The organism is Flavobacterium sp., assembly GCF_027533505.1.
Lineage (GTDB): Bacteria > Bacteroidota > Bacteroidia > Flavobacteriales > Flavobacteriaceae > Flavobacterium.
This window is the reverse complement of the sequence record NZ_JAPZUB010000037.1, coordinates 116540-136916: the sequence shown is the minus strand read 5'-3', so window position 1 is coordinate 136916 and position 20377 is coordinate 116540. Positions and strand designations below refer to the sequence as shown.

The 20377-nt window shown below is 40.8% G+C and carries 18 protein-coding genes; 4 read left to right on the top strand and 14 right to left on the bottom strand.

Going from position 1 to position 20377, the window contains the following annotated elements:
• Positions 1 to 63: 63 nt before the first annotated feature.
• Positions 64 to 2235, top strand: a complete 2172-nt coding sequence (locus O9316_RS08890) for a carboxy terminal-processing peptidase (RefSeq protein ID WP_298203527.1) — start codon at positions 64 to 66, stop codon at positions 2233 to 2235.
• A 95-nt stretch (positions 2236 to 2330) separates the two neighbouring features.
• On the opposite strand, the gene O9316_RS08885 is transcribed toward O9316_RS08890, so the two are convergent.
• The 7 genes from O9316_RS08885 to purH form a co-directional block, all read right to left on the bottom strand.
• On the bottom strand, positions 2331 to 2738 hold the full coding sequence (locus O9316_RS08885) for a hypothetical protein (protein WP_298203526.1): 408 nt from the start codon (positions 2736 to 2738) through the stop codon (positions 2331 to 2333).
• A gap of 71 nt (positions 2739 to 2809) precedes the next feature.
• Positions 2810 to 4075, bottom strand: coding sequence for a rod shape-determining protein RodA (gene rodA, locus O9316_RS08880; protein ID WP_298203525.1), 1266 nt, complete (start codon positions 4073 to 4075; stop codon positions 2810 to 2812).
• Positions 4072 to 6045, bottom strand: a complete 1974-nt coding sequence (gene mrdA, locus O9316_RS08875) for a penicillin-binding protein 2 (RefSeq protein ID WP_298203524.1) — start codon at positions 6043 to 6045, stop codon at positions 4072 to 4074. Before mrdA ends, rodA begins: the two co-directional genes overlap by 4 nt.
• Entirely contained in the window at positions 6042 to 6551 is a 510-nt protein-coding gene (locus O9316_RS08870) for a rod shape-determining protein MreD (RefSeq protein WP_298203523.1), read from the bottom strand. Before O9316_RS08870 ends, mrdA begins: the two co-directional genes overlap by 4 nt.
• The gene (gene mreC, locus O9316_RS08865) at positions 6541 to 7374 is read right to left on the bottom strand and encodes a rod shape-determining protein MreC (RefSeq protein WP_298203522.1); all 834 of its coding nucleotides are present in this window, start codon (positions 7372 to 7374) and stop codon (positions 6541 to 6543) included. The genes O9316_RS08870 and mreC overlap by 11 nt, the downstream gene beginning before the upstream one ends.
• Positions 7375 to 7440: 66 nt before the next feature.
• Positions 7441 to 8469 carry a rod shape-determining protein gene (locus O9316_RS08860; RefSeq protein ID WP_073361559.1) on the bottom strand — a complete coding sequence of 343 codons (1029 nt, stop codon included), beginning with the start codon at positions 8467 to 8469 and terminating at the stop codon, positions 7441 to 7443.
• Positions 8470 to 8526: 57 nt separating this feature from the next.
• Complete coding sequence (gene purH / locus O9316_RS08855) at positions 8527 to 10053, bottom strand: bifunctional phosphoribosylaminoimidazolecarboxamide formyltransferase/IMP cyclohydrolase (protein ID WP_298203521.1); 1527 nt, start codon at positions 10051 to 10053, stop codon at positions 8527 to 8529.
• Positions 10054 to 10195: 142 nt separating this feature from the next.
• Between purH and O9316_RS08850 the strand changes: the two genes are divergently transcribed.
• Positions 10196 to 11440, top strand: coding sequence for an ABC transporter permease (locus O9316_RS08850; protein WP_298203520.1), 1245 nt, complete (start codon positions 10196 to 10198; stop codon positions 11438 to 11440).
• A gap of 81 nt (positions 11441 to 11521) precedes the next feature.
• Here the strand turns inward: O9316_RS08850 and accD are convergent, their stop codons facing one another.
• From accD to O9316_RS08835, 3 genes are all read right to left on the bottom strand, one after another.
• Entirely contained in the window at positions 11522 to 12376 is an 855-nt protein-coding gene (gene accD / locus O9316_RS08845; RefSeq protein WP_073361555.1) for an acetyl-CoA carboxylase, carboxyltransferase subunit beta, read from the bottom strand.
• A 70-nt stretch (positions 12377 to 12446) separates the two neighbouring features.
• Entirely contained in the window at positions 12447 to 13517 is a 1071-nt protein-coding gene (gene fbaA / locus O9316_RS08840; RefSeq protein WP_298203519.1) for a class II fructose-bisphosphate aldolase, read from the bottom strand.
• 48 nt (positions 13518 to 13565) lie between these two features.
• On the bottom strand, positions 13566 to 16115 hold the full coding sequence (locus tag O9316_RS08835) for a BamA/TamA family outer membrane protein (protein WP_298203551.1): 2550 nt from the start codon (positions 16113 to 16115) through the stop codon (positions 13566 to 13568).
• A gap of 36 nt (positions 16116 to 16151) precedes the next feature.
• On the opposite strand from O9316_RS08835, the gene O9316_RS08830 reads away from it, so the two are divergent.
• Entirely contained in the window at positions 16152 to 16877 is a 726-nt protein-coding gene (locus tag O9316_RS08830; RefSeq protein WP_298203518.1) for an RNA methyltransferase, read from the top strand.
• Here O9316_RS08830 and O9316_RS08825 read toward each other — a convergent pair.
• The 3 genes from O9316_RS08825 to O9316_RS08815 form a co-directional block, all read right to left on the bottom strand.
• Positions 16874 to 17512, bottom strand: a complete 639-nt coding sequence (locus O9316_RS08825) for a porin family protein (RefSeq protein ID WP_298203550.1) — start codon at positions 17510 to 17512, stop codon at positions 16874 to 16876. The two genes, O9316_RS08830 and O9316_RS08825, sit on opposite strands and share 4 nt — an antisense overlap.
• Before the next feature lie 66 nt (positions 17513 to 17578).
• Positions 17579 to 18307 carry a bifunctional demethylmenaquinone methyltransferase/2-methoxy-6-polyprenyl-1,4-benzoquinol methylase UbiE gene (ubiE, locus tag O9316_RS08820; protein WP_288041113.1) on the bottom strand — a complete coding sequence of 243 codons (729 nt, stop codon included), beginning with the start codon at positions 18305 to 18307 and terminating at the stop codon, positions 17579 to 17581.
• A gap of 57 nt (positions 18308 to 18364) precedes the next feature.
• Complete coding sequence (locus O9316_RS08815; RefSeq protein ID WP_298203517.1) at positions 18365 to 18847, bottom strand: dihydrofolate reductase; 483 nt, start codon at positions 18845 to 18847, stop codon at positions 18365 to 18367.
• A 314-nt stretch (positions 18848 to 19161) separates the two neighbouring features.
• Here O9316_RS08815 and O9316_RS08810 point away from each other — a divergent pair, with 314 nt between their 5' ends.
• Entirely contained in the window at positions 19162 to 19458 is a 297-nt protein-coding gene (locus tag O9316_RS08810; protein WP_298203516.1) for an isoamylase early set domain-containing protein, read from the top strand.
• A gap of 89 nt (positions 19459 to 19547) precedes the next feature.
• On the opposite strand, the gene O9316_RS08805 is transcribed toward O9316_RS08810, so the two are convergent.
• Entirely contained in the window at positions 19548 to 20372 is an 825-nt protein-coding gene (locus tag O9316_RS08805; RefSeq protein ID WP_298203515.1) for a thymidylate synthase, read from the bottom strand.
• Positions 20373 to 20377: the final 5 nt, after the last annotated feature.

The following is a 20377-nucleotide window of genomic DNA, read 5'->3' as shown; positions in this document are numbered from 1 at the left end:
ACAAAAATTTAGACGGTATTCCATCGGGATGGCATGATTTTTTATATAATTTAGGAACACTTAATGAATGCAATTGTGAGTTTTATGAAAAGACATTATAAAAAAATCCTTATTGTGCTGATTGCAGCCGTGGGGTTATGGAGCTTTATGCCCAAATCGAAAGAGGGTGATCCTGAAAAAGATAAATTGCTTCTCGAATTATTAACCTATGTTATTGAAAAAGGGCACTACAGTCCTTCAGAAATTAATGATACCTTTTCAAAAGGCGTGTATAAAGAATACATTGAAGCTTTGGATCCTTCAAAACGTTTCTTTTTGCAATCGGATATCGACGAGTTTGCGCAATATGAAACCAAAATTGACGACCAAATTGTCAATCGTGACCTTACGTTTTTTAACCTGACTTACGAGCGGTTGATTCAGCGAATGGAAGAGAGTCGGGCGTATTACAAAGAAATCTTAGACAAACCCATTGATTATAAAGTGGATGAGTTCATCAATACGGATTATGAAAACGCGCCCTATTGCAAAAATGTTGCCGAATTGAAAGAGCGTTGGCGTAAACAAATCAAACTCTCTACCTTGGCCTCATTGGTTGAAAAGCAAAAACTTCAAGAAAAAGGTACGGATAAAAAGGAGGTTAAGGTTGAAGTAAAAACCTACGAACAACTTGAGAAAGAAACCCGTGAGAATGCCTTAAAGTCTTTAAACGAGAATTTTGATTTCATCAAAGATTTGACCCGTGCCGATTGGTTTTCGGTATACATTAATGCCATTACAACACGCTTTGATCCGCATACTTCTTATTTTGCGCCCGAAGACAAGGAACGCTTTGATGTGAGTATGAGTGGAAAATTAGAGGGTATTGGAGCGCGATTGCAAAAGAAAAACGATTACACTGAAATTACAGAGTTGATTTCTGGGGGTCCGGCATGGCGCGGTAAAGAATTGGAAGCCGGTGACGTGGTTTTGAAAGTGGCTCAAGGTAACGGCGAGCCCGTGGATGTTGTCGGGATGCGTTTGGACGATGTGGTGAAAAAAATCAAAGGCCCTAAAGGAACCGAAGTTCGACTAACCGTAAAAAAACAAGACGGTTCTTTGAAAGTAATTTCTATTATTCGCGATGAGGTTGAAATCGAGGAAACCTATGCGCGATCCAGTATCGTTGAAAAAAATGGCGTAAAATATGGTATTATTTATTTGCCAAAATTTTATATCGATTTTGAAAACAAAGACAGTCGTGATGCCGCCAAAGATGTTGCTATTGAAGTTGAGCGACTTAAAAATGCAGGTGTGGAAGGATTGATTGTCGACGTGCGTGACAACGGGGGAGGGTCCCTCAAAACGGTGGTTGACATCAGTGGTCTTTTTATAGACCAAGGTCCAATCGTTCAAGTGCGTTCTGCCGCCGGTCGAAAAGAAGTATTGTACGATCGTGATCCGAAAGTGGCCTGGGATGGACCGCTTGTGATCATGACCAATGAGTTTTCTGCGTCAGCTTCAGAGATTTTGGCCGCCGCGATGCAAGACTACAAGCGGGCTGTGATTGTGGGGAGTAAGCAAACCTATGGCAAAGGAACGGTTCAAAATGTCATCGACTTGAATCAGTTTGTACGCGGAAGTACTGTTGGAGATTTAGGTGCCTTAAAAACGACCACCCAAAAGTTCTACCGAATTAACGGTGGTTCAACCCAATTGGAAGGGGTGAAAAGTGATGTGGTAATGCCCGATAAATACGCCTATTTGGAAATGGGTGAGCGCGACATCGATAATGCCATGCCTTGGGATAAAATCGATCCAGCACCTTACAAAACATGGTCTAACCAACCAAACTATGATTTTGCATTAGCCAACAGTAGAAAACGAATCAGTGCTAGTCCGCAATTGAAGTTAATTGATGAAAATGCAAAATGGTTGGATAATCGAAACGACATTACCACTTACAGTTTGCAAATTGATAAATATAAGCAAGAGCAAAAGCAGTTGGATGAAATGAATAAAAAGTTCAAAGCGATTGCCGAATACAAAAACAATTTCGAATTTAAGTCCTTACCCAATGAAGCGGAACAAATGAAAACCGATGTTACGCTAAAGGAAAAACGCGAACGTTGGCATGAAAACCTCTCTAAAGATATTTACATTGAGGAAGCCATTCACGTCCTTGACGACTTGCAAAATGGAGCCAATAAAGGCGTTTCCAATAAAGTGAAAAAAGAGAAATTATTAAAGTCATAAAAAAAGTCCCGATTAGCTCGGGACTTTTTCTATCTCGGCTTATTCAAATTGGCTTATACCTTTTCTAAGTCTTTTTGTTCCTCAGCGATGCGTTCCTACTGCTTTTGGATTTGTTCTCTTGCTTTGGTTATAGCTTCCGATGATAAGCGATTTTTGTCGATGTCACGATTCAAGTTTTTTTGCATTTTTTCAAGCTTTTTCTGTGCGTTTGTCAAACGTTTCTCAGCTTTCGATACCGATGCGGTTGCCTTCTCAACTTTATCTTGCGCTCTCTCCATTTTTCGGAGCTCCTTTTCGGCTTTTTTCTGCGCTTTTTCGGCTTTGGCCTTTTCTTTTTCCATTTTAGCCATCGCTTTTTCAGTAGCACGTTCTTGCTTTAAGCGCGCTTTTTCAAGGGATTCTTGTTGCTTACGCAGGACTAATGAATCGGTGAGGGGTTGTTGCGCATGAACAGTGGTTAGGCCAACAATAAGTAGGCTCAAGAGGAATATGCGTTTTTTCATAGGGTTATAAATTAGTACTTCTAAGGTACAGCTATTTTCGAAAGAATGCCAAAAAGGAATGGTAAATAAACCTACCACTCATTGACTTTGTTGGCATCCATCTTCAGGAAGATAAATAGGAGAATGGTAAAGCCCCAGAGTCCTGAACCTCCATAAGAAAAGAAGGGGAGTGGGACACCAATCGTAGGAAAGATTCCTATTACCATAGCAATATTCACGAAAAAGTGGATAAACAATATGCCTGCCACACAATACCCATACACGCGACTAAACTTTGTTTTTTGTCGTTCTGCCAAATAAATAATGCGTAAAATTAATCCCGCAAAAAGTGCGATAACCATTAGGCTTCCCAAAAAGCCCCACTCTTCACCTACTGTAGTGAAAATGTAGTCGGTGTGTTGCTCGGGAACAAATCCCCCTTTGGTTTGTGTCCCTTCCAAATATCCTTTTCCAAACCATCCTCCCGAACCAATAGCAATTTCCGACTGGTTGGTGTTGTAACCAACTCCTTTTAAGTCAACTTCTTTCCCCAATAAAATATTAAAACGGTCGCGGTGGTGTTGTTTGAACACATTGTTAAACACAAAGTTTACCGAAAACGTAAAAGCCGTAACCATAAAAAACATGAGAATACTGGCAAAAATATTGCGGTCAACTAATCGGCTACGGTAATAATTGACCACCAAAGCCACTGCAGTGAGTCCAATCACGATATAGGGATTATTCGTCGCCAAAGTAAGGATAAACAAAAGTATAGCGATAAACCCCGTAACCAAATACCAGCCGGGCAAGCCTTCGCGGTACAAGACAAAAAAGAAAACAAAATAAATCAAAGCACTGCCAGGATCGGGTTGGGGAAGAATCAACATCACCGGAAGGAAAACGATAAATAAGGCTTGTAATTGCCGTTGCATTTCGCGGAGGTTGACTTGTACGTCGCTTAAATACTTCGCCAATGCCAAGGAGGTAGCTGCTTTGGCAAATTCCGACGGTTGTAAGGTAAAACTCCCGATACCATACCAACATCGTTGTCCGGCGATTACTTTTCCAAACGCAAACAAACCAAGTAAGGAGAGTAGCGAAACGGCAAAAATAATAATCGAATACTTTTCGTAAAATTTAGCTTCTACCGCCAAAACGGTAAATATGATGGGGATAGAAAATAAGATAAACAAAAACTGTTTCCCATAAATTTGGCTGACATCAAAAATGGAGGCATCTTCCGGAGCCCCCGACAACGAAGAAGAATAGATGTTTAACCACCCTAAGATGACCAATACAAAATAGATAACGATACTAATCCAATCGATGTTGCTGGTGACGCTTTGGTTTCTCATGGGGTTGTTTTACGTAGCGTATCGGGTTTGACTTCGGGTTTTTTGCCAGCAATCGAATCTTGTCGCTTTTTCACTTTAAAGAGACTGTCTTTGACTCGTGCATTTAAAATACCAATACTATCTTGGTGTTTTTTGGGATACAACTTTTGGTATTGATCTTGTAAACTTCCCTGAAGCATGCGTTTTTCAAAATCGGCGCGCGTAATTTTTCCTTTCAGGTATTTTTCAATCATTAAGGTGGCAATCGGACCTGCCCATCGTTTACCCCAATATCCATTTTCAACAAACACAGCGATGGCAATCTTGGGGTTGTCTTTGGGAGCGAAAGCCACAAAAATGGAGTGGTCTTGCAACTTGGTTCGCTTGCCATTAATGACCATAAAGTTCTCTGCTGTTCCCGTTTTTCCACAAATTTCAATCCCTTGTACGCCCAATCCTGAAGCGGTACCTCCTGGGCCATAGACCGCATGCATTCCTTCAATAATGGGGTCAAAATACTTGCGATCAATAGTCGTTTGATGCTTTTCTCTAAATTTTGGATCGATGGAACCTCCCTTTATTTTTTTAATGATATGAGGCGTGTAATAATAGCCACGATTGGCGATGGTAGCCATAAAATTGGCCAATTGCAGGGGACTCATCAAGACTTCACCTTGTCCAATAGCGTTGGAGACAATCGTTTTTCCATCCCATTTCCATCCGGCGTAAGTGCGGTTATAAATTTTTGAGGTTGGAATATTTCCGCGAACCCCAATAGGTAAATCATAGCCCATAAAATTGCCCAAACCAAAACTGCGTAAATGCTTGGCCCAAAGGTCTACTGCATAGCCGTGATCATTATATTTGTTAATTAATCGAATGTATGAACTAGAAAAATAAGTGTTACATGACTCATAAATGGCACGATGAAGTTGAACGGGACCACCCGAACAGTGGCAACGCATAAATCGACCGCGCGCATAACTAAATCCGTGATGACATACAAAACGCGTACTATCGCTGATCACACCTTCTTGAAGGGCGACTAATCCGGTTAAGATTTTAAACGGGGATCCTGGGGTATATTGCGCCAACAACCCCCGATCATACAAAGGCTTGGCGATCGAATCGCGGTAGAGTGTATTATAGTTTTTCGAACGTTGGCGCCCAACCAATAGCGCAGGGTCGTAATTGGGCGAAGTGACTAAGGCCAAAATCTCCCCAGTTTTGGGTTCAATAGCTACAATACCCCCCCATTTATTGGTCATGAGTAACTCACCGTATTCTTGCAAATCGCCATCAATGGTAAGGGTAATATCGCTTCCTTGTTTGGCAATCGTGTCGTATTTTCCTTCTTTATACGATCCGATTTCGCGATTGAATTTATCTCGTAAAATGTGTTTTACCCCTTTTTGACCGCGAAGTACTTCTTCATAACTTTGTTCAATTCCTTGTTTTCCAATCAAATCGCCGGGTTTATAATACGGGTTGCTTTTGATGATGGCTTCGTTTACTTGGGTGATAAAACCAAACACATTGGCGCCATAGCTCACTTGGTAATCGCGAATAGAGCGTTTTTGAATGTAAAATCCATTGAACTTGCGGATTTTTTCTTGAAAGGCAGCGTATTCCAACTTGTTCAATTGGGGTAAAAAAACGGAAGGAAGCATCGGACTGTAGACGCGGGCTTTTTCTAAACGTTTGATGAAAAAGGCTTTGTCAATATCCAACAGGCGGCAAAATTCAAGGGTATCAATATTTTTTACCTCTCGCGGAACGACCATGATGTCATACGAAGGCTGATTGGCAATCAATAATTTTCCATTACGGTCGTAGACATAACCGCGTTCTGGATAGTCGTATTTGATTTTTATCGCGTTATTTTCTGATTTCAGTTTGAACGAATCGTCAATGACTTGCAAATAGAAAATACGAATCAATAACAATACAGCCGTTATGATTACCAAAGAGGGAAGTAATACCTTTCTCATCGTTTACTGGGCTTGATTAAGTAAATGATCAAAATGCACAATAGTACGGTAAACAAAGTACTTACAAGGGTGCGTACCAAAATACTCCAAAAGAATTCCAAAGTAAACACCTCTATAAGGAACAAGGTCAAATGATGCACCGCCACAGCAATCAATAAAAACGAGAAACGTTCGGGCGTCAATACATCGTTCAATTTTACCGTTTGGTATTCGTAACTTAAACCAAAGGAAAACTTAAATATTGAAGGTCGAATATACGCCAACATTAAGCAGGCAGCTGTGTGAACACCTCCCGAGTTACAAAATAAATCCATCAGTATACCCAAGAGAAAACTGGCACCGAGCAAACCGTATTTATTTCCATTCACGGGGAAAAGAATAATAAACAAAATGTAAGGATAGGGGTTGATAAAACCCAGGAAGTTAATGTTGTTAAACACCACAACCTGCACCAAAAGGAGCAACACAAAACGGGCTAAATTGAAAAGTAAGCTACTACTGTTCATTGTTTTTTTGTGTTTTCTTTTCCAAGGTTAATATTTCTTGACGATCGCGATTTCGAATAATATACACATGACCTAAACTCGTCATGTCATTAAATAATCGAACATCAAGGGTATAATAGTTTGTTTGGTCATCGGTGTAAATTTTTTCAATGGTACCGATATTGATGTTTTCGGGGAAAATGGTAGATTGCCCGCCAGTGACAATGGTGTCGCCTTTTCGAACCGAAGCTAATCGAGGCACATCAATCAATTGAACAAAGCCTGTATTTTTTCCATTCCAAATCAAAGAACCGATATGATTGGATTTCTTGATTTTAGCATTGATCGGAGATTCCGTATTTAAAATACTCAACACGGTCGCATAGTTGGGCGATACATTTTCAACAATCCCTACGATTCCCAGACTGTTAATTACCCCCATCTCAGGACGAATTCCGTTTTTGGCTCCCGAGTCTAGCGTTAGGAAGTTAACTTGTGCACTGTAGGAATTGTGAATGACTTTGGCAACGATTAAATCTGTTTTTTTTACTCCTTTGAGGGTGTCCAACAGGGGGACTTTCAACGTGTCCTTTCGATTGAACAATATACTTTTCAACCGTGCATTTTCAAGGGCTAGTTCTTCGTTTTTGGTGCGGAGATTGAAGTATTCGTTGACGTTATTGATTTGTTTGTACACCCCGCCAGTCAAAAAATTAGCCGAACTAATGACTTTGCTTTTATGATAGGAGTGCGATTGAATAGTTAATGAAATGGCTGTCGCCATAAGCAGCAAAAACAGCATACGATAGCTGTTTTTAAAAATAAAATTAAAGATTTGCTGCATGAGTTACGCTAAAATTCCTGTTCCTAGTCCGTAATTAAGTGTTCTAAAATTAGTAAAAAAATCAAATTACTTGATCAGAATACTTCTGAATTTCGGTATATTTTTTAACGCCATTCCTGTTCCTCGAACTACTGCTTTTAGCGGGTCTTCGGCGATATAAACTGGCAGGTCAGTTTTTAAAGAAATTCGCTTGTCCAAACCGCGCAACATCGATCCTCCTCCAGCTAAGTAAATTCCCGTATTGTAAATATCTGCTGCTAATTCCGGTGGCGTTTGCGAAAGCGTCTCCATAATCGCGTCCTCGATTCGTTGAATGGATTTGTCTAATGCTTTGGCAATTTCGCGAAAAGAAACTTCAACCTGTTTGGGTTTCCCCGTCAACAAGTCACGTCCTTGTACCGACATATCATCCGGAGGTGATTCTAACGAATCTGTAGCGGCACCTATGGTAATTTTTATTTTTTCAGCGGTAGTTTCCCCTACAAATAAATTGTGTTGGGTACGCATGTAGTAGATAATATCGTTTGTGAAAACGTCACCGGCAATCTTTACGGATTTATCGCAAACAATTCCCCCCAAAGCAATCACCGCAATTTCAGTAGTTCCCCCACCGATATCCACGATCATATTTCCTTTGGGCTGCATAATATCGATTCCAATACCGATAGCGGCGGCCATAGGTTCGTGAATCAAATACACCTCTTTTCCGTTTACACGCTCACAGGATTCTTTTACCGCACGCATTTCCACCTCTGTAATCCCCGAAGGAATACACACTACCATACGCAAGGCAGGTGTAAACATTTTTTTCTTTAAAGCCGGAATACTTTTGATAAAGGCTTTAATCATTTCCTCTGAAGCGGCGAAATCTGCAATAACACCATCCTTAAGGGGACGAATGGTTTTGATGTTTTCATGCGTCTTCCCTTGCATCATATTGGCTTCTTTACCAACCGCAGTAATTTTACCCGTAATACGATCGCGCGCGACGATAGACGGACTGTCGATGACTACTTTGTCATTATGAATAATCAGGGTATTAGCGGTACCAAGGTCAATTGCGATATCCTCGGTCATGAAATCGAAAAATCCCATACGATGTTACAGGGTGTTAGTTTGTTATTTATGAATCAGCCCACAAAAATAATAAAATTAATGTTTGAAATGACGCGTCCCCGTAAATACCATAGCAACATTATTTTCGTTGCAATAGGCGATGCTCAATTCATCTTTTATCGAACCTCCGGGTTGAATAACCGCAGTAATTCCGGCATGATGGGCAATCTCTACGCAATCCGGAAAAGGAAAAAAGGCATCACTCGCCATCACGGCTCCGTTAAGGTCAAATTTGAAGGACCGTGCTTTCTCAATAGCTTGCCGAAGGGCATCCACGCGAGAGGTTTGTCCCGTGCCTGAAGCAATCAATTGACCGTTTTTGGCCAAAACAATGGTGTTGGATTTGGTGTTTTTACAAATCTTGGAAGCAAATAACAAGTCGTCAACTTCTTGCGCTGTAGGCTTGGTGTTGGTTACATAAGAAAGCCCGTTTTGACTATCGGTGACCGCGTTTCGATCTTGTACCAACAGGCCATTCAAACACGTTCTTACTTGTTGTTGGGGCAAAGCGGTTGGATGTTGAATCAATAGAATACGGTTTTTCTTCTCTTGTAAAATTGTAAGCGCCTCAGGCTCAAAAGAAGGTGCAATAACTACCTCGCAAAAAAGTTGGTTTATTTCGGCTGCTGTCGCTGTATCAATGGTGTTGTTGGCGATTAATACGCCACCAAAAGCAGAAGTTGGATCGCCAGCCAAAGCCTCTAAATACGCTTCTTTCATGGTTGCGCGGGTAGCCAAACCACAGGCATTATTGTGTTTGAGGATGGCAAAAGTAGGCGCACTATCCTTAAATTCTAGTATTAAATTAACCGCAGCATCAACGTCCAAAAGGTTGTTGTAGGACAATTCTTTACCATGAACCTTGGTGAATAAGGCGTCAAAGTCGCCAAAGAAAAATCCTTTTTGATGCGGATTTTCACCGTATCGTAGCGTTTGCCCTTGATCGGAACTTATTTTAAAAATAGTCTCTTCTTGGTTGAAATAATTAAAAATAGCCGTATCATAATGGGAAGAGGTGTGAAAAGCTCTTGCGGCCAAAAATTGCCGCTGCTCCAAAGTCGTACCTCCGTTGCCCGATTCAAGAAGGTCTAAAAACAAGCGATACTCCTTAACCGAAGGCACAATCACCGTTTCTTTAAAGTTTTTGGCAGCTGCACGAATAAGCGAAATCCCACCGATATCAATTTTTTCAATAATCTCCGCAGCAGACGCTCCCGACGCAACGGTTTTTTCAAAAGGATACAAATCCACTATGACCAAGTCCAATTGCGGGATGTTGTACGTTTGCATTTCCTCCACATCCGAGGCATGGTCTTGACGGTTCAAAATGCCCCCAAAAATCTTGGGATGTAAGGTTTTTACACGGCCGCCTAAAATGGAAGGATAATCGGTCACGTCTTCAACGGGAATGACAGGAATCCCAAGGTTTTTAATAAATTCTTCGGTGCCGCCAGTAGAATATAGGGTAACATTTAGCTCGTGAAGTTTACGAACGATGGGCTCGAGTCCGTCTTTCGAAAATACCGAAATCAGGGCCGACTGAATGGGTTTTGTAGTCGTCATGTTGTTGTGGTTTAGTAAGGCGCAAAAGTAGCGTTTTTTCACCCTATTTTTCAAGTGAATTTTAAAATAAAAAAGAAGATTTTGTCTCCCCTGTAACAATTGCCGATAAACCGCTACTTATGGAGTGTAAAGACAAAAGTTTATGCTCTTATACCTTCGGTTACTCAACGAAAGTTTCGGTTTTGCCATGAATGCGTTGCGCAATAATAAGTTGCGTACGTTTCTGTCATTATTGGGGGTAACTATCGGTATTTTTTCCATCATTGCCGTGTTGGCTGCCGTGGATTCTTTGGATCAAAAAATTAAAAAGGAGTTAAGCAGTTTAGATAAAAACACCATTTATTTATTCAACGACACCTTTGGTCCCTCGTCCGTACCTGCATGGAAACGCGAGCAATTTCCGAATGTCAATTATACCGAGTTTGAGTACTTGCAAGACAACTTACCCGATGCCGCTCAACTGTCGTATCAAATTTTCCTAAAATGGGAAAATGTGAAATACGAAGACAAAACCATGTCCAACGTCAATGTGGTCCCCGTTACACATACCTTTATTGATATTCAGGGTTTTGAGTTCACAGAAGGTCGTTTTTTCAATGCCTCAGAGTCCAATTCAGGAGCTACAGTGGCAGTTATTGGGGCCGAATTGGCTGAAGGACTTTTTGGGACGTTAAACCCTTTGGGAAAACAAGTGCGCATGTACGGCCAGCGGTTTACCATTGTTGGGGTTTTAGAGAAAAAGGGTGATGGAATGTTCGGGAATGACGATACCTCGATTATCATCCCCGTTAATTTTATCCGTCGCGCTTTGGGAGAAAACAAATCGATGACGCCCGTAATTGTGATCAAACCCGTCAAAGGGGTGGATATGGAAGCATTTAAAGCCGAATTAACGCAGAAGTTGCGCAGTTACCGCGGGATGAAAGTCGATGAAGACAATAACTTCTTTATCAATGTTTTTTCTGGATTTACCGATTTAATCGACGGCATTATCAGTTCGATGAATATAGGAGGTTGGATTATTGCGGCTTTCTCGTTATTGGTCGGTGGATTTGGAGTGGCCAATATCATGTTCGTTTCCGTAAAAGAGCGTACCAACCTGATTGGAATTCAAAAATCATTGGGGGCCAAAAACCGATTTATTCTTTTTCAGTTTCTATTTGAAGCAGTCATTCTTTGTCTTTTCGGAGGATTGATAGGAATCGGTTTGGTTTGGATGCTTACGATTCTTTTGACTTCTGCCTTAGATTTTGAATTTATACTCAGTCTCGGAAATGTGCTGAAAGGAACAGGTTTGGCGGTATTGATTGGGGTGATTTCAGGAATTCTCCCCGCTATTTCTGCCGCTCGATTAGACCCCGTGGAAGCCATTCGCAGCGGGATGTAAATTGTATTTGTGTTAGTTTGTTATAAAAAGAAAAGCACGGTCGTTGGAAACCGTGCTTTTTTAATTTTTAGCCCAAAACAATTATCGAATGGGGCGATTCAATATAAGATCCAAATAAAGATTTACTTTATTTTTCAACTCTTTACGGTGTGCGATAAAGTCCAAGAAACCATGCTCCAAAACGAATTCGGCCGTTTGAAATCCTTCGGGTAAATCTTTACCGGTAGTGTCGCGAACAACACGTGGTCCTGCAAAACCAATGAGGGCGCCTGGTTCAGAGATGTTGATGTCTCCCAACATCGCATACGAAGCCGTAGTTCCTCCCGTGGTAGGGTCGGTACATAAAGAAATATAGGGAATTTTTTTATCGGCCAACTGCGCTAGTTTAGCCGACGTTTTGGCCAATTGCATTAACGAATACGCCGCTTCCATCATTCGTGCACCCCCTGATTTAGAAATCATCATAAACGGAATATTGTGTTGCATGGCATAATCGATACCGCGGGCAATTTTTTCTCCCACAACTGCACCCATCGACCCGCCAATGAACGCAAAGTCCATACAACAAACCACCAAATCTTCACCTTTGGATTTTCCCACCGCAGTGCGCACCGCATCTTTTAATTTGGTTTTGTCCATGACTTCTTTCAATCGCTCGGAGTATTTTTTTGTGTCTACAAATCCAAGCGGGTCTTTCGACGTCATTTTGGCATCCAATTCTTTGAATTCGTTGTTGTCAAAAAGAATTTCAAAATATTCTTTACTGCCAATACGCACATGGAAATCATCTTCAGGACTTACCCATAAATTGCGCTCCAATTCATCGGCATCGACAATTTTACCTGTAGGCGATTTATACCATAGTCCTTTGGGAACATCTTTCTTTTCTTCGGTAGCAGTTTTTATCCCTTTTTCTGTACGTTTAAACCAAGCCATAGTTTGATGTATTAGGTCATGAAAATCGTTGCTCACACTACGAAAAGTAGTGCAAGCGCTATTTCAAAATTTAAATTAAGGTATTTACGTTGTTTAAGTCAGCAAAAGCTTGCTCCAAACGAGCATTGAAGGTAACTTCACCTTCGCGAACCCATTTGCGTGGATCGTAATGTTTTTTATTCGGTGAGTCGGCTCCTTCTGGACTACCGATTTGTGTTTTCAAGTAGTCAATTTTACCCGTCATGTAATCGCGAATTCCTTCGGTGAAGGCAAATTGAAGATCGGTATCAATATTCATCTTGATGACCCCATACGAAATGGCTTCACGAATTTCCTCCAGTGTCGATCCAGAACCACCGTGGAATACGAAATCGATAGGATTAGCCCCAGTATTGTATTTTTCTTGTACGTAATCTTGCGAATTTTTCAAGATCTTCGGCGTAAGTTTTACATTCCCCGGTTTGTATACGCCATGCACATTTCCGAAAGCGGCAGCAATGGTGAATTTTGGACTGATTTTCATCAATTCTTCATACGCATAGGCTACTTCCGAAGGTTGAGTATAAAGTTTAGAACTATCAACATCTGAGTTGTCTACACCATCTTCTTCTCCACCTGTAATTCCTAGTTCGATTTCTAAAGTCATGCCCATTTTGCTCATTCGGGCTAAGTATTGTTGACAGATTTCAATATTTTCATGTAAAGGCTCTTCCGACAAATCAATCATGTGGGAAGAAAATAAAGGTTTCCCGGTTTCAGCAAAGTGTTTCTCGGACGCATCCAACAAGCCATCAATCCAAGGCAATAATTTTTTGGCACAATGGTCGGTATGTAAAATCACCGTCGCACCGTAAGCTTCGGCCAAAGTATGAATATGTTTTGCACCAGCCACAGCTCCTAAAATAGCCGCTTGTTCTCCTGCATTTGACAATCCTTTTCCTGCATTAAATTGCGCACCACCGTTAGAAAACTGAATGATAACAGGTGCTTTTAACTTCGCTGCTGTTTCTAGTGTACCGTTGATAGTACTGGAACCCACAACATTTACGGCAGGTAAAGCAAATCCTTTTTCTTTCGCGAAAGCAAATATCTTTTGAACTTCATCACCGGTAGCTACTCCGGGTTTAATGTGGTGTGACATGGTGTAGTTGTATTAATCGTTAAGCGACAAAAGTAAAAATAAAAAAAATTAGAACGGATAATTTATCCCGATATTTAGTACCGACTTCGATAAGGTTATCTCTCTCAGCCATTTGTTTTCAATCTGTTCCGAAGGATTGTAGGTTTTAAAACCAATGTCAAATCGCACGACAAACAAACCTTGGTCATAACGCAACCCCAAACCACTGCCTAGGGCAATTTCATCCATTGACTTCCAACCTTTGAATTGAAACGAAGCTTGTTCCACGTTGTCAAACACATTCCAAATATTACCCGCATCAGCAAAGAGCGCTCCATTGAATTTTCCAAACAAATTAAAACGGTACTCCGCATTGAACGCCAGCTTCATATTGGCCTCATTAAAATCGTTGATGCCTCCACTACTTCCGGGACCTAAACTGTAAGGTTGCCATGCGCGATTATCATTGGATCCTCCCGAAAAATAACTTCGCGAAAATGGAATTGAGTTTGAATTTCCAAACGGAACGGCCAAACCGGCAAAGGAACGAATAGCGATGACGCTTTTTCCAGCTAATTTCCAGTGCTTGATGTATTCGATCTCACCTTTTAAATATTGTGAAAATTCTACATCAAAAAAGGTGTTGGCTCCTGTTTGGGTTTCCAACTGTTTTGATGCGCGCGCCAACAATGCCAGAATATTTCCCGCTGATTCAATTTTCGTTTGAATGGAGTAAAAATCATTATCGTTGACCCCGCGATTGGTGGTTTTATAAAATGAAATGTTGGTGGCAAAGATGAGGTTATTTTCGGTTAAACGTTTGCGGCGTTCTACAATGCTGCGAATCGTTCGTAAGTCAGTCGCTGATGGGGTAATTGTGGGATTAGTGCCTAAAACGGCATTGATAAAGCCGTTAGCTCCCGCATCAATAATTAAATTGTTGTTGACATCAAAAAACAAGGGATCGGCATTGTAATTTAAAGCAAGAACATTCAAAACATCGAAGGAAGATCTGTAAATATTGAAATAGTTTCCAATATTCACATTTTTCACAAACTGAATATTTAAAAGGTCAAAACGAATGGTGGTGTTTTTACGCGGCGTCCAATTGTAAGTAAATGTTCCCGTAAAGTTTTGTTTGTCCAAACCGATGTTGCGTTGTTTGGCATAACCAATCGTCATTGTCGTCGTGGGCAACATGGTTTTGGGGATAATTTTTTCAGTATTGAATGGGAAGAAGATACGCGGAAAATTTAGCTTGGCATCCAAACCGATTTCAGAAATGTTAAAAAAGGTATTGTTCGGATTGGCTAAGTCCTGAGAGGAACCCACATTTCCACGGAATCCAATTTCAAAAGTTTCTGCTCCATTAAAAACATTGCGAATTCCTAAAGAGGTATTTCCAGAAATCCCAAAATCCTGAATATTTGAATGGGTGAAGTCAACGGAGGCTCCAAAGGTGTATTTTTTTCTGGGTGTTAAAAAAATATTGGCAATCAAGCCGTTGGGGTCCTTGGGGTCTTGTTGGTATTGAATAGTAGGGTATTTGAAAACCCGTAAATTACTCAAATATCGTGTTGTCAGGGAGGTGTTGTTGTCAGAAAACATACTTCCTTTGGTGATAAAAACCGCATCGGTAATGGCTTTGGGACGGTATTTTAATTTTTTCTCACTGTAGAGGATAAAATCTTTGTATGTAACGCTGTCTTTGCTTTTTATTTCGTTTTTATTGGTCGATTGATCGGTATAAATGGCTACTTTATTAATGGTATAGAGTTGAAAAGGGGCTGTTTTGGCGGTGTCATTTTCGCGGTAAGTGTAGTCTTTGATGAGTAAACGCACATTGACTTTGTTTTGTGTTCCCAAGGTATCCAGCGAGAACCGAATATAGTTTTGTTGGAAAAGATAAGCTCCGTTATTACGAAACTCAGAGGTAATTCGATCCCGTTCGGCGTTGAGGGTTTCAGTTTCATACGGTTTGCCCGATTTGATAAGGGAACGCGCTGCATTCAACCGAAATAATGAATCGAGTTTGGGACTCGAAATTTGAGGCTTCAAACTGTCAATCAGGTACGGTTTTTTTAGGTCGACACGGTAGCGAATGCCAATTTTTTTAGCCTTAGATGTGTCTTTTTCGATCGTTGTCGCTACATCAAAATAGCCTTTGTTGTAGTAAAATGAGTTGAGGCGTTTGATCGATTTTTGGGTGCTGACGGAATCATATAAGGCTGGCGGTTCTCCCGTTTTCATCAAAAAATTACTCAACCCCGAAACGATAAACGATTTTCCTAAGCGTTCTACTTGTTTGGCCGATAAAAATCGATTCAACCGTTCTTGTCTTTTCGGTTTTCGTTGCAGCCACTGTTTGTAGGCGGTGTCCGCGTTTTTCTTGGCTAAATTATACAGTTGTAAACGAAGGCGATACCCGAGTAACGATGTGTTTGGTTTTTGGTATAATTGCACATACACAGCCTCATCACGCGTAGGTTTACCGTTGATTTCAATTTCATTTTTGACCAACAGTCGTTTATTGTTGGGAACCCGTTGGGTAACATTACAGGCCACAAGAAAAAGGACGATTCCGGTGAATAATGCTATTTTTGTAACGTGGACGCGCAAAGGTTCAAATTTTAAATCCAAAAGTAACGTTTTTTTATGGTGAGCAAAAACCAAATCAAGTTAATTGCATCCTTACAGCAAAAAAAGTACCGAACTGCTGAGGGCCTCTTCATCGCTGAAGGAGTCAAGGTGATTTCTGAACTGTTGCATTCCCATTTTCAACCTGTATTTCTTTTTCAAACGGAAAATGTTTTACCGCCAACATCGATGCTTCCCGAGCTCATTTCACCTGAAGTCTTGAAAAAAATGTCGGCCTTACACGAGCCCAACAATTGCTTAGCCGTTTTTAAAATGCGTGAACCACAACCCTTCGTTGAGGAGGGGTTAATATTGGTTTTGGATACGATTCGCGACCCGGGCAATCTTGGCACCATAATTCGTTTGTGCGATTGGTTTGGCATAACCCAAATTATATGTAGTGCCGCCACTGTCGATGTGTATAATCCCAAAGTAGTGCAAGCCACCATGGGGTCATTAAGTCGCGTTTCGGTGGTGTATACCGATATTGAAGCTTTTTTAACCCAAACGAAGTTGCCCGTTTTTGGGACATTTATGGATGGGGATTCCGTATATAAACAAACGTTGCCTCAGTCGGCCATACTACTTTTAGGAAATGAAGCCAACGGTATTTCGGATGCGGTTGCCCAACACGTCTCGCAGCGGTTGTCAATTCCTCGATTTGGCGATTTACAACAAACGGAGAGTTTGAATGTGGCGACGGCTGCTGCCATATTTTTAAGTGAATTTCGACGAGCGACTTAGTGGAACGTAAAATTAACCACAAAACCACGCGTGCGGAAACCTGAAATATTGCCTGTCCATGGACTGTCGGGATTGTTGTCGCGAATTAGTTCATCGCTCATACCAAAGATTCCACGGATAGACGGCGAAAATTTGAAGTATTCTAGATAAAGGTCAATTCCAAATCCGATTTCATAATTATTGGTCCACTGTTTTACTCTAAATCGTTGTTGGTAATTATCATCCAAAGACTTGGAATTACTTGACAAATTAAGGGTAGTATTGACACCACCTACCAAATACGGGCGCACATTTCCGACGCGTTTGGATGAAAATTTTAAAAGTAACGGAAACGAGATGTAGGTAGAACGAACTTCTCGCAAAGCGTCAATAGTTCGCGTAAATCCAGAATACGTAAGATTGCGTTGGGTATAATACAATCCAGGTTCAAAACGTAAATCAAAGTATTCATGCAAACGAAGATTTCCAACCAAACCTACATTAAATCCTGTCGTTCCATTGACCACAATATCGCGCGCGGGTGGGTTGATGTAATCAATTTTAAAGTCAAAACTGTTAAATCCCAAAAAATAACCCCAATGCACCCGTTGTTTGTCAAAGTTCTCCAAGTTAATGATAGGGTCTTTTGAAAACATCCCTTTGGATTGAGCGGTCAATCCTAACGAACAAAAACAAAACACGAATAAAAAATACCTCATAACTTATTTTGATGCAGTGTATATCGTGGCTACACCAAAGGTTTGGGGCAGCGCTTTCACGTTAGTAAACCCAATTTTACGCAAAATATTGTTTAGTTGTTCACCATATGGAAAAACAGCGGCCGATTCGGAGAGGTATCCATAGGCCACATTGTCTTTGGAGAAGAGTTTTCCAATGATGGGAAGAATATTTTTGGTGTAGAAACGGTATCCTTGTTTGTACGGAGTTTTCTCGGGCACGGAGGTTTCAAGGATGACAAAAATGCCGTTGGGTTTTAATACGCGTAAAATTTCAGCCAACCCCTTTTCTAAGGTTTCAAAATTTCGAATTCCAAATGAAACCGTGATGGCATCAAAGTGGTTATCGGGAAAAGGCATGTTTTCAGAATCCCCCAACACCATAGCGATTCGATTTTCGAGGGCACGGGCTTTTATTTTTTGCTTTCCCACTTCCAACATCCCTGAAGAAATATCTAAGCCTGTAATTTTGGAAGCGTTGGTTTTGGACATTAAAATTGCTAAATCCCCTGTTCCGGTGGCAATGTCGAGCACGGTGTCGGGATTTTTTTCTTGCACAAGACGCAATACTTTTTTACGCCATTTGACATCGATACCAAAGGAAATAACCCGGTTTAACCCATCGTAATTTCCTGAAATGGTGTCAAACATTTGCGTGACTTGTTCCTTTTTTCCTAAGGAGGAATCTTTGTAAGGCGTTACATTTTGTGCCATAAGAGTGTGCTGATTTGCGCGGCAAAGGTACATAACTTGCCGCATTTTTACATAGCTTTATTTCCGGTGATACGTGCAATAAGTATATGAAACGGCATGTTTATCGTCGGCGGGGTGCGATTCAGTAGCGATTAATTCCCACTCTTCCTCTGGAATTTCTGGAAAAAAGGCGTCTGCTTCAAACGAAGCATGTACCCGTGTTAATTCAATAGTATCTGCCCAGCGCATGGCTTGATGGTAAATTTCTGCCCCACCTATAATAAACGTTACTTGATCTTTAGGACAAACCGCTAATGCTTCTTCTAACGAGTGCACAACGATGCATCCTTCAAAGGTATAATCGAGTTGTCGAGTGATGATTACATGGGTGCGCTGTGGCAAAGGTTTGGGAAAACTTTCAAATGTTTTTCGTCCCATCACAATATAATGCCCTGTGGTTAATTCCTTAAACCGTTTGAAATCGTTGGGCAAGTGCCAAACCAATTGGTTGTCTTTTCCTAATGCATTGTTTTCAGCCGCAGCGGCTATTAAGGTAATCATGGATTTGTATTTGAAGATGTAAAAATACGTTCTTTCAATCAAATGTGAGGTTGGAATTCTGTTTCCCGACGTTTTTTAGTCAAAATTTGACGTTTGTTTAGCTGAAAAAGGGTGAAATCAATAAAAATGAAATTTACAATCCGCGATTAAGAAAACGTTTTCCTAAATTTTTTTAATGAGAAAAAAAACCAAAAAATAGCAATTGAACGATAATTTTTGGCAGTTTTTGTGAATATCATAAATCGTATTTGGAGCGATACAACCGCCGAAATATTTGCTTTACTTTGTTGCAGTAATCTATAAATGAAATAGTTATGGCGATAAAGAAGCAGTTTGTAAAAACGAAACCGGTATGTAAAGTGACGTTTACTGTAGAAGCCAAAGAAGCGGCCACAGCTGCGGTTGTGGGAGATTTCAATGATTGGAATCTTGAGTCCGGTTCACTATCGAAGTTAAAGAACGGATCGTTTAAAGGTGCCTTTGATTTACCCAAAGACAACACCTTTGAATTTAGATATGTGGTGGATGGGGAATACCTCAATGACCCTGAAGCCGACAGCTACCGTTGGAATGCTTATGCCAACGCTGAAAACAGCGTTTTAGAAGTATAAGTTTTAGTTGGTTTGTTTTAAAATCCGCCCTGCAAGGCGGATTTTTTAGTATACTAAATTAGTGACAAGAAGTCTTTTTAAAAAATGGTTTACACTGCTACCGCTCCTTTAATATGCGGATGTGGGTCGTACCCTTCTAATGTAAAATCTTCGTATTCAAATGCGAAAATATCTTTTACATTAGGATTGATTTTCATAATGGGTAAGGGTCGAGGCTCGCGACTCAATTGCAATTCCAATTGCTCAAAGTGGTTGTTGTAAATATGCGCATCGCCAAACGTATGGATAAAATCACCCGGTTGCAAGTCACAAACTTGCGCAATCATCATCGTTAAAAGCGCGTAGGATGCAATATTAAAAGGTACTCCCAAAAAAATGTCGGCACTTCGTTGGTACAATTGACATGATAATTTTCCTTCGGCTACGTAAAATTGGAAAAACGCATGACACGGAGGTAAAGCTGCTTTTCCATTGGCTACATTTTCAGCAAATGAAACGGATGTGTCGGGTAAAACCGAAGGATTCCAGGCAGAAATCAGCATGCGACGACTGTTGGGGTTGGTTTTTAAAGTCGTGATTAATTCCGCAATCTGGTCGATATTTTTATCATCCCAATTGCGCCATTGATGACCGTATACCGGACCCAAATCGCCGTTTTCATCGGCCCATTCGTCCCAAATTTTAACGCCATTGTTTTGCAAATAGCCGATATTGGTTTCCCCTTTTAAAAACCACAATAATTCATAAATAATGGATTTGACATGGAGTTTTTTGGTCGTCACTAAAGGAAATCCTTCGCTCAGGTCAAAACGCATTTGGTATCCAAAGATACTTTTCGTTCCCGTTCCTGTGCGGTCTCCCTTTTGGACACCCTGTTCCAATACATGTTTTACGAGGTCGTGGTATTGCTTCACTACAG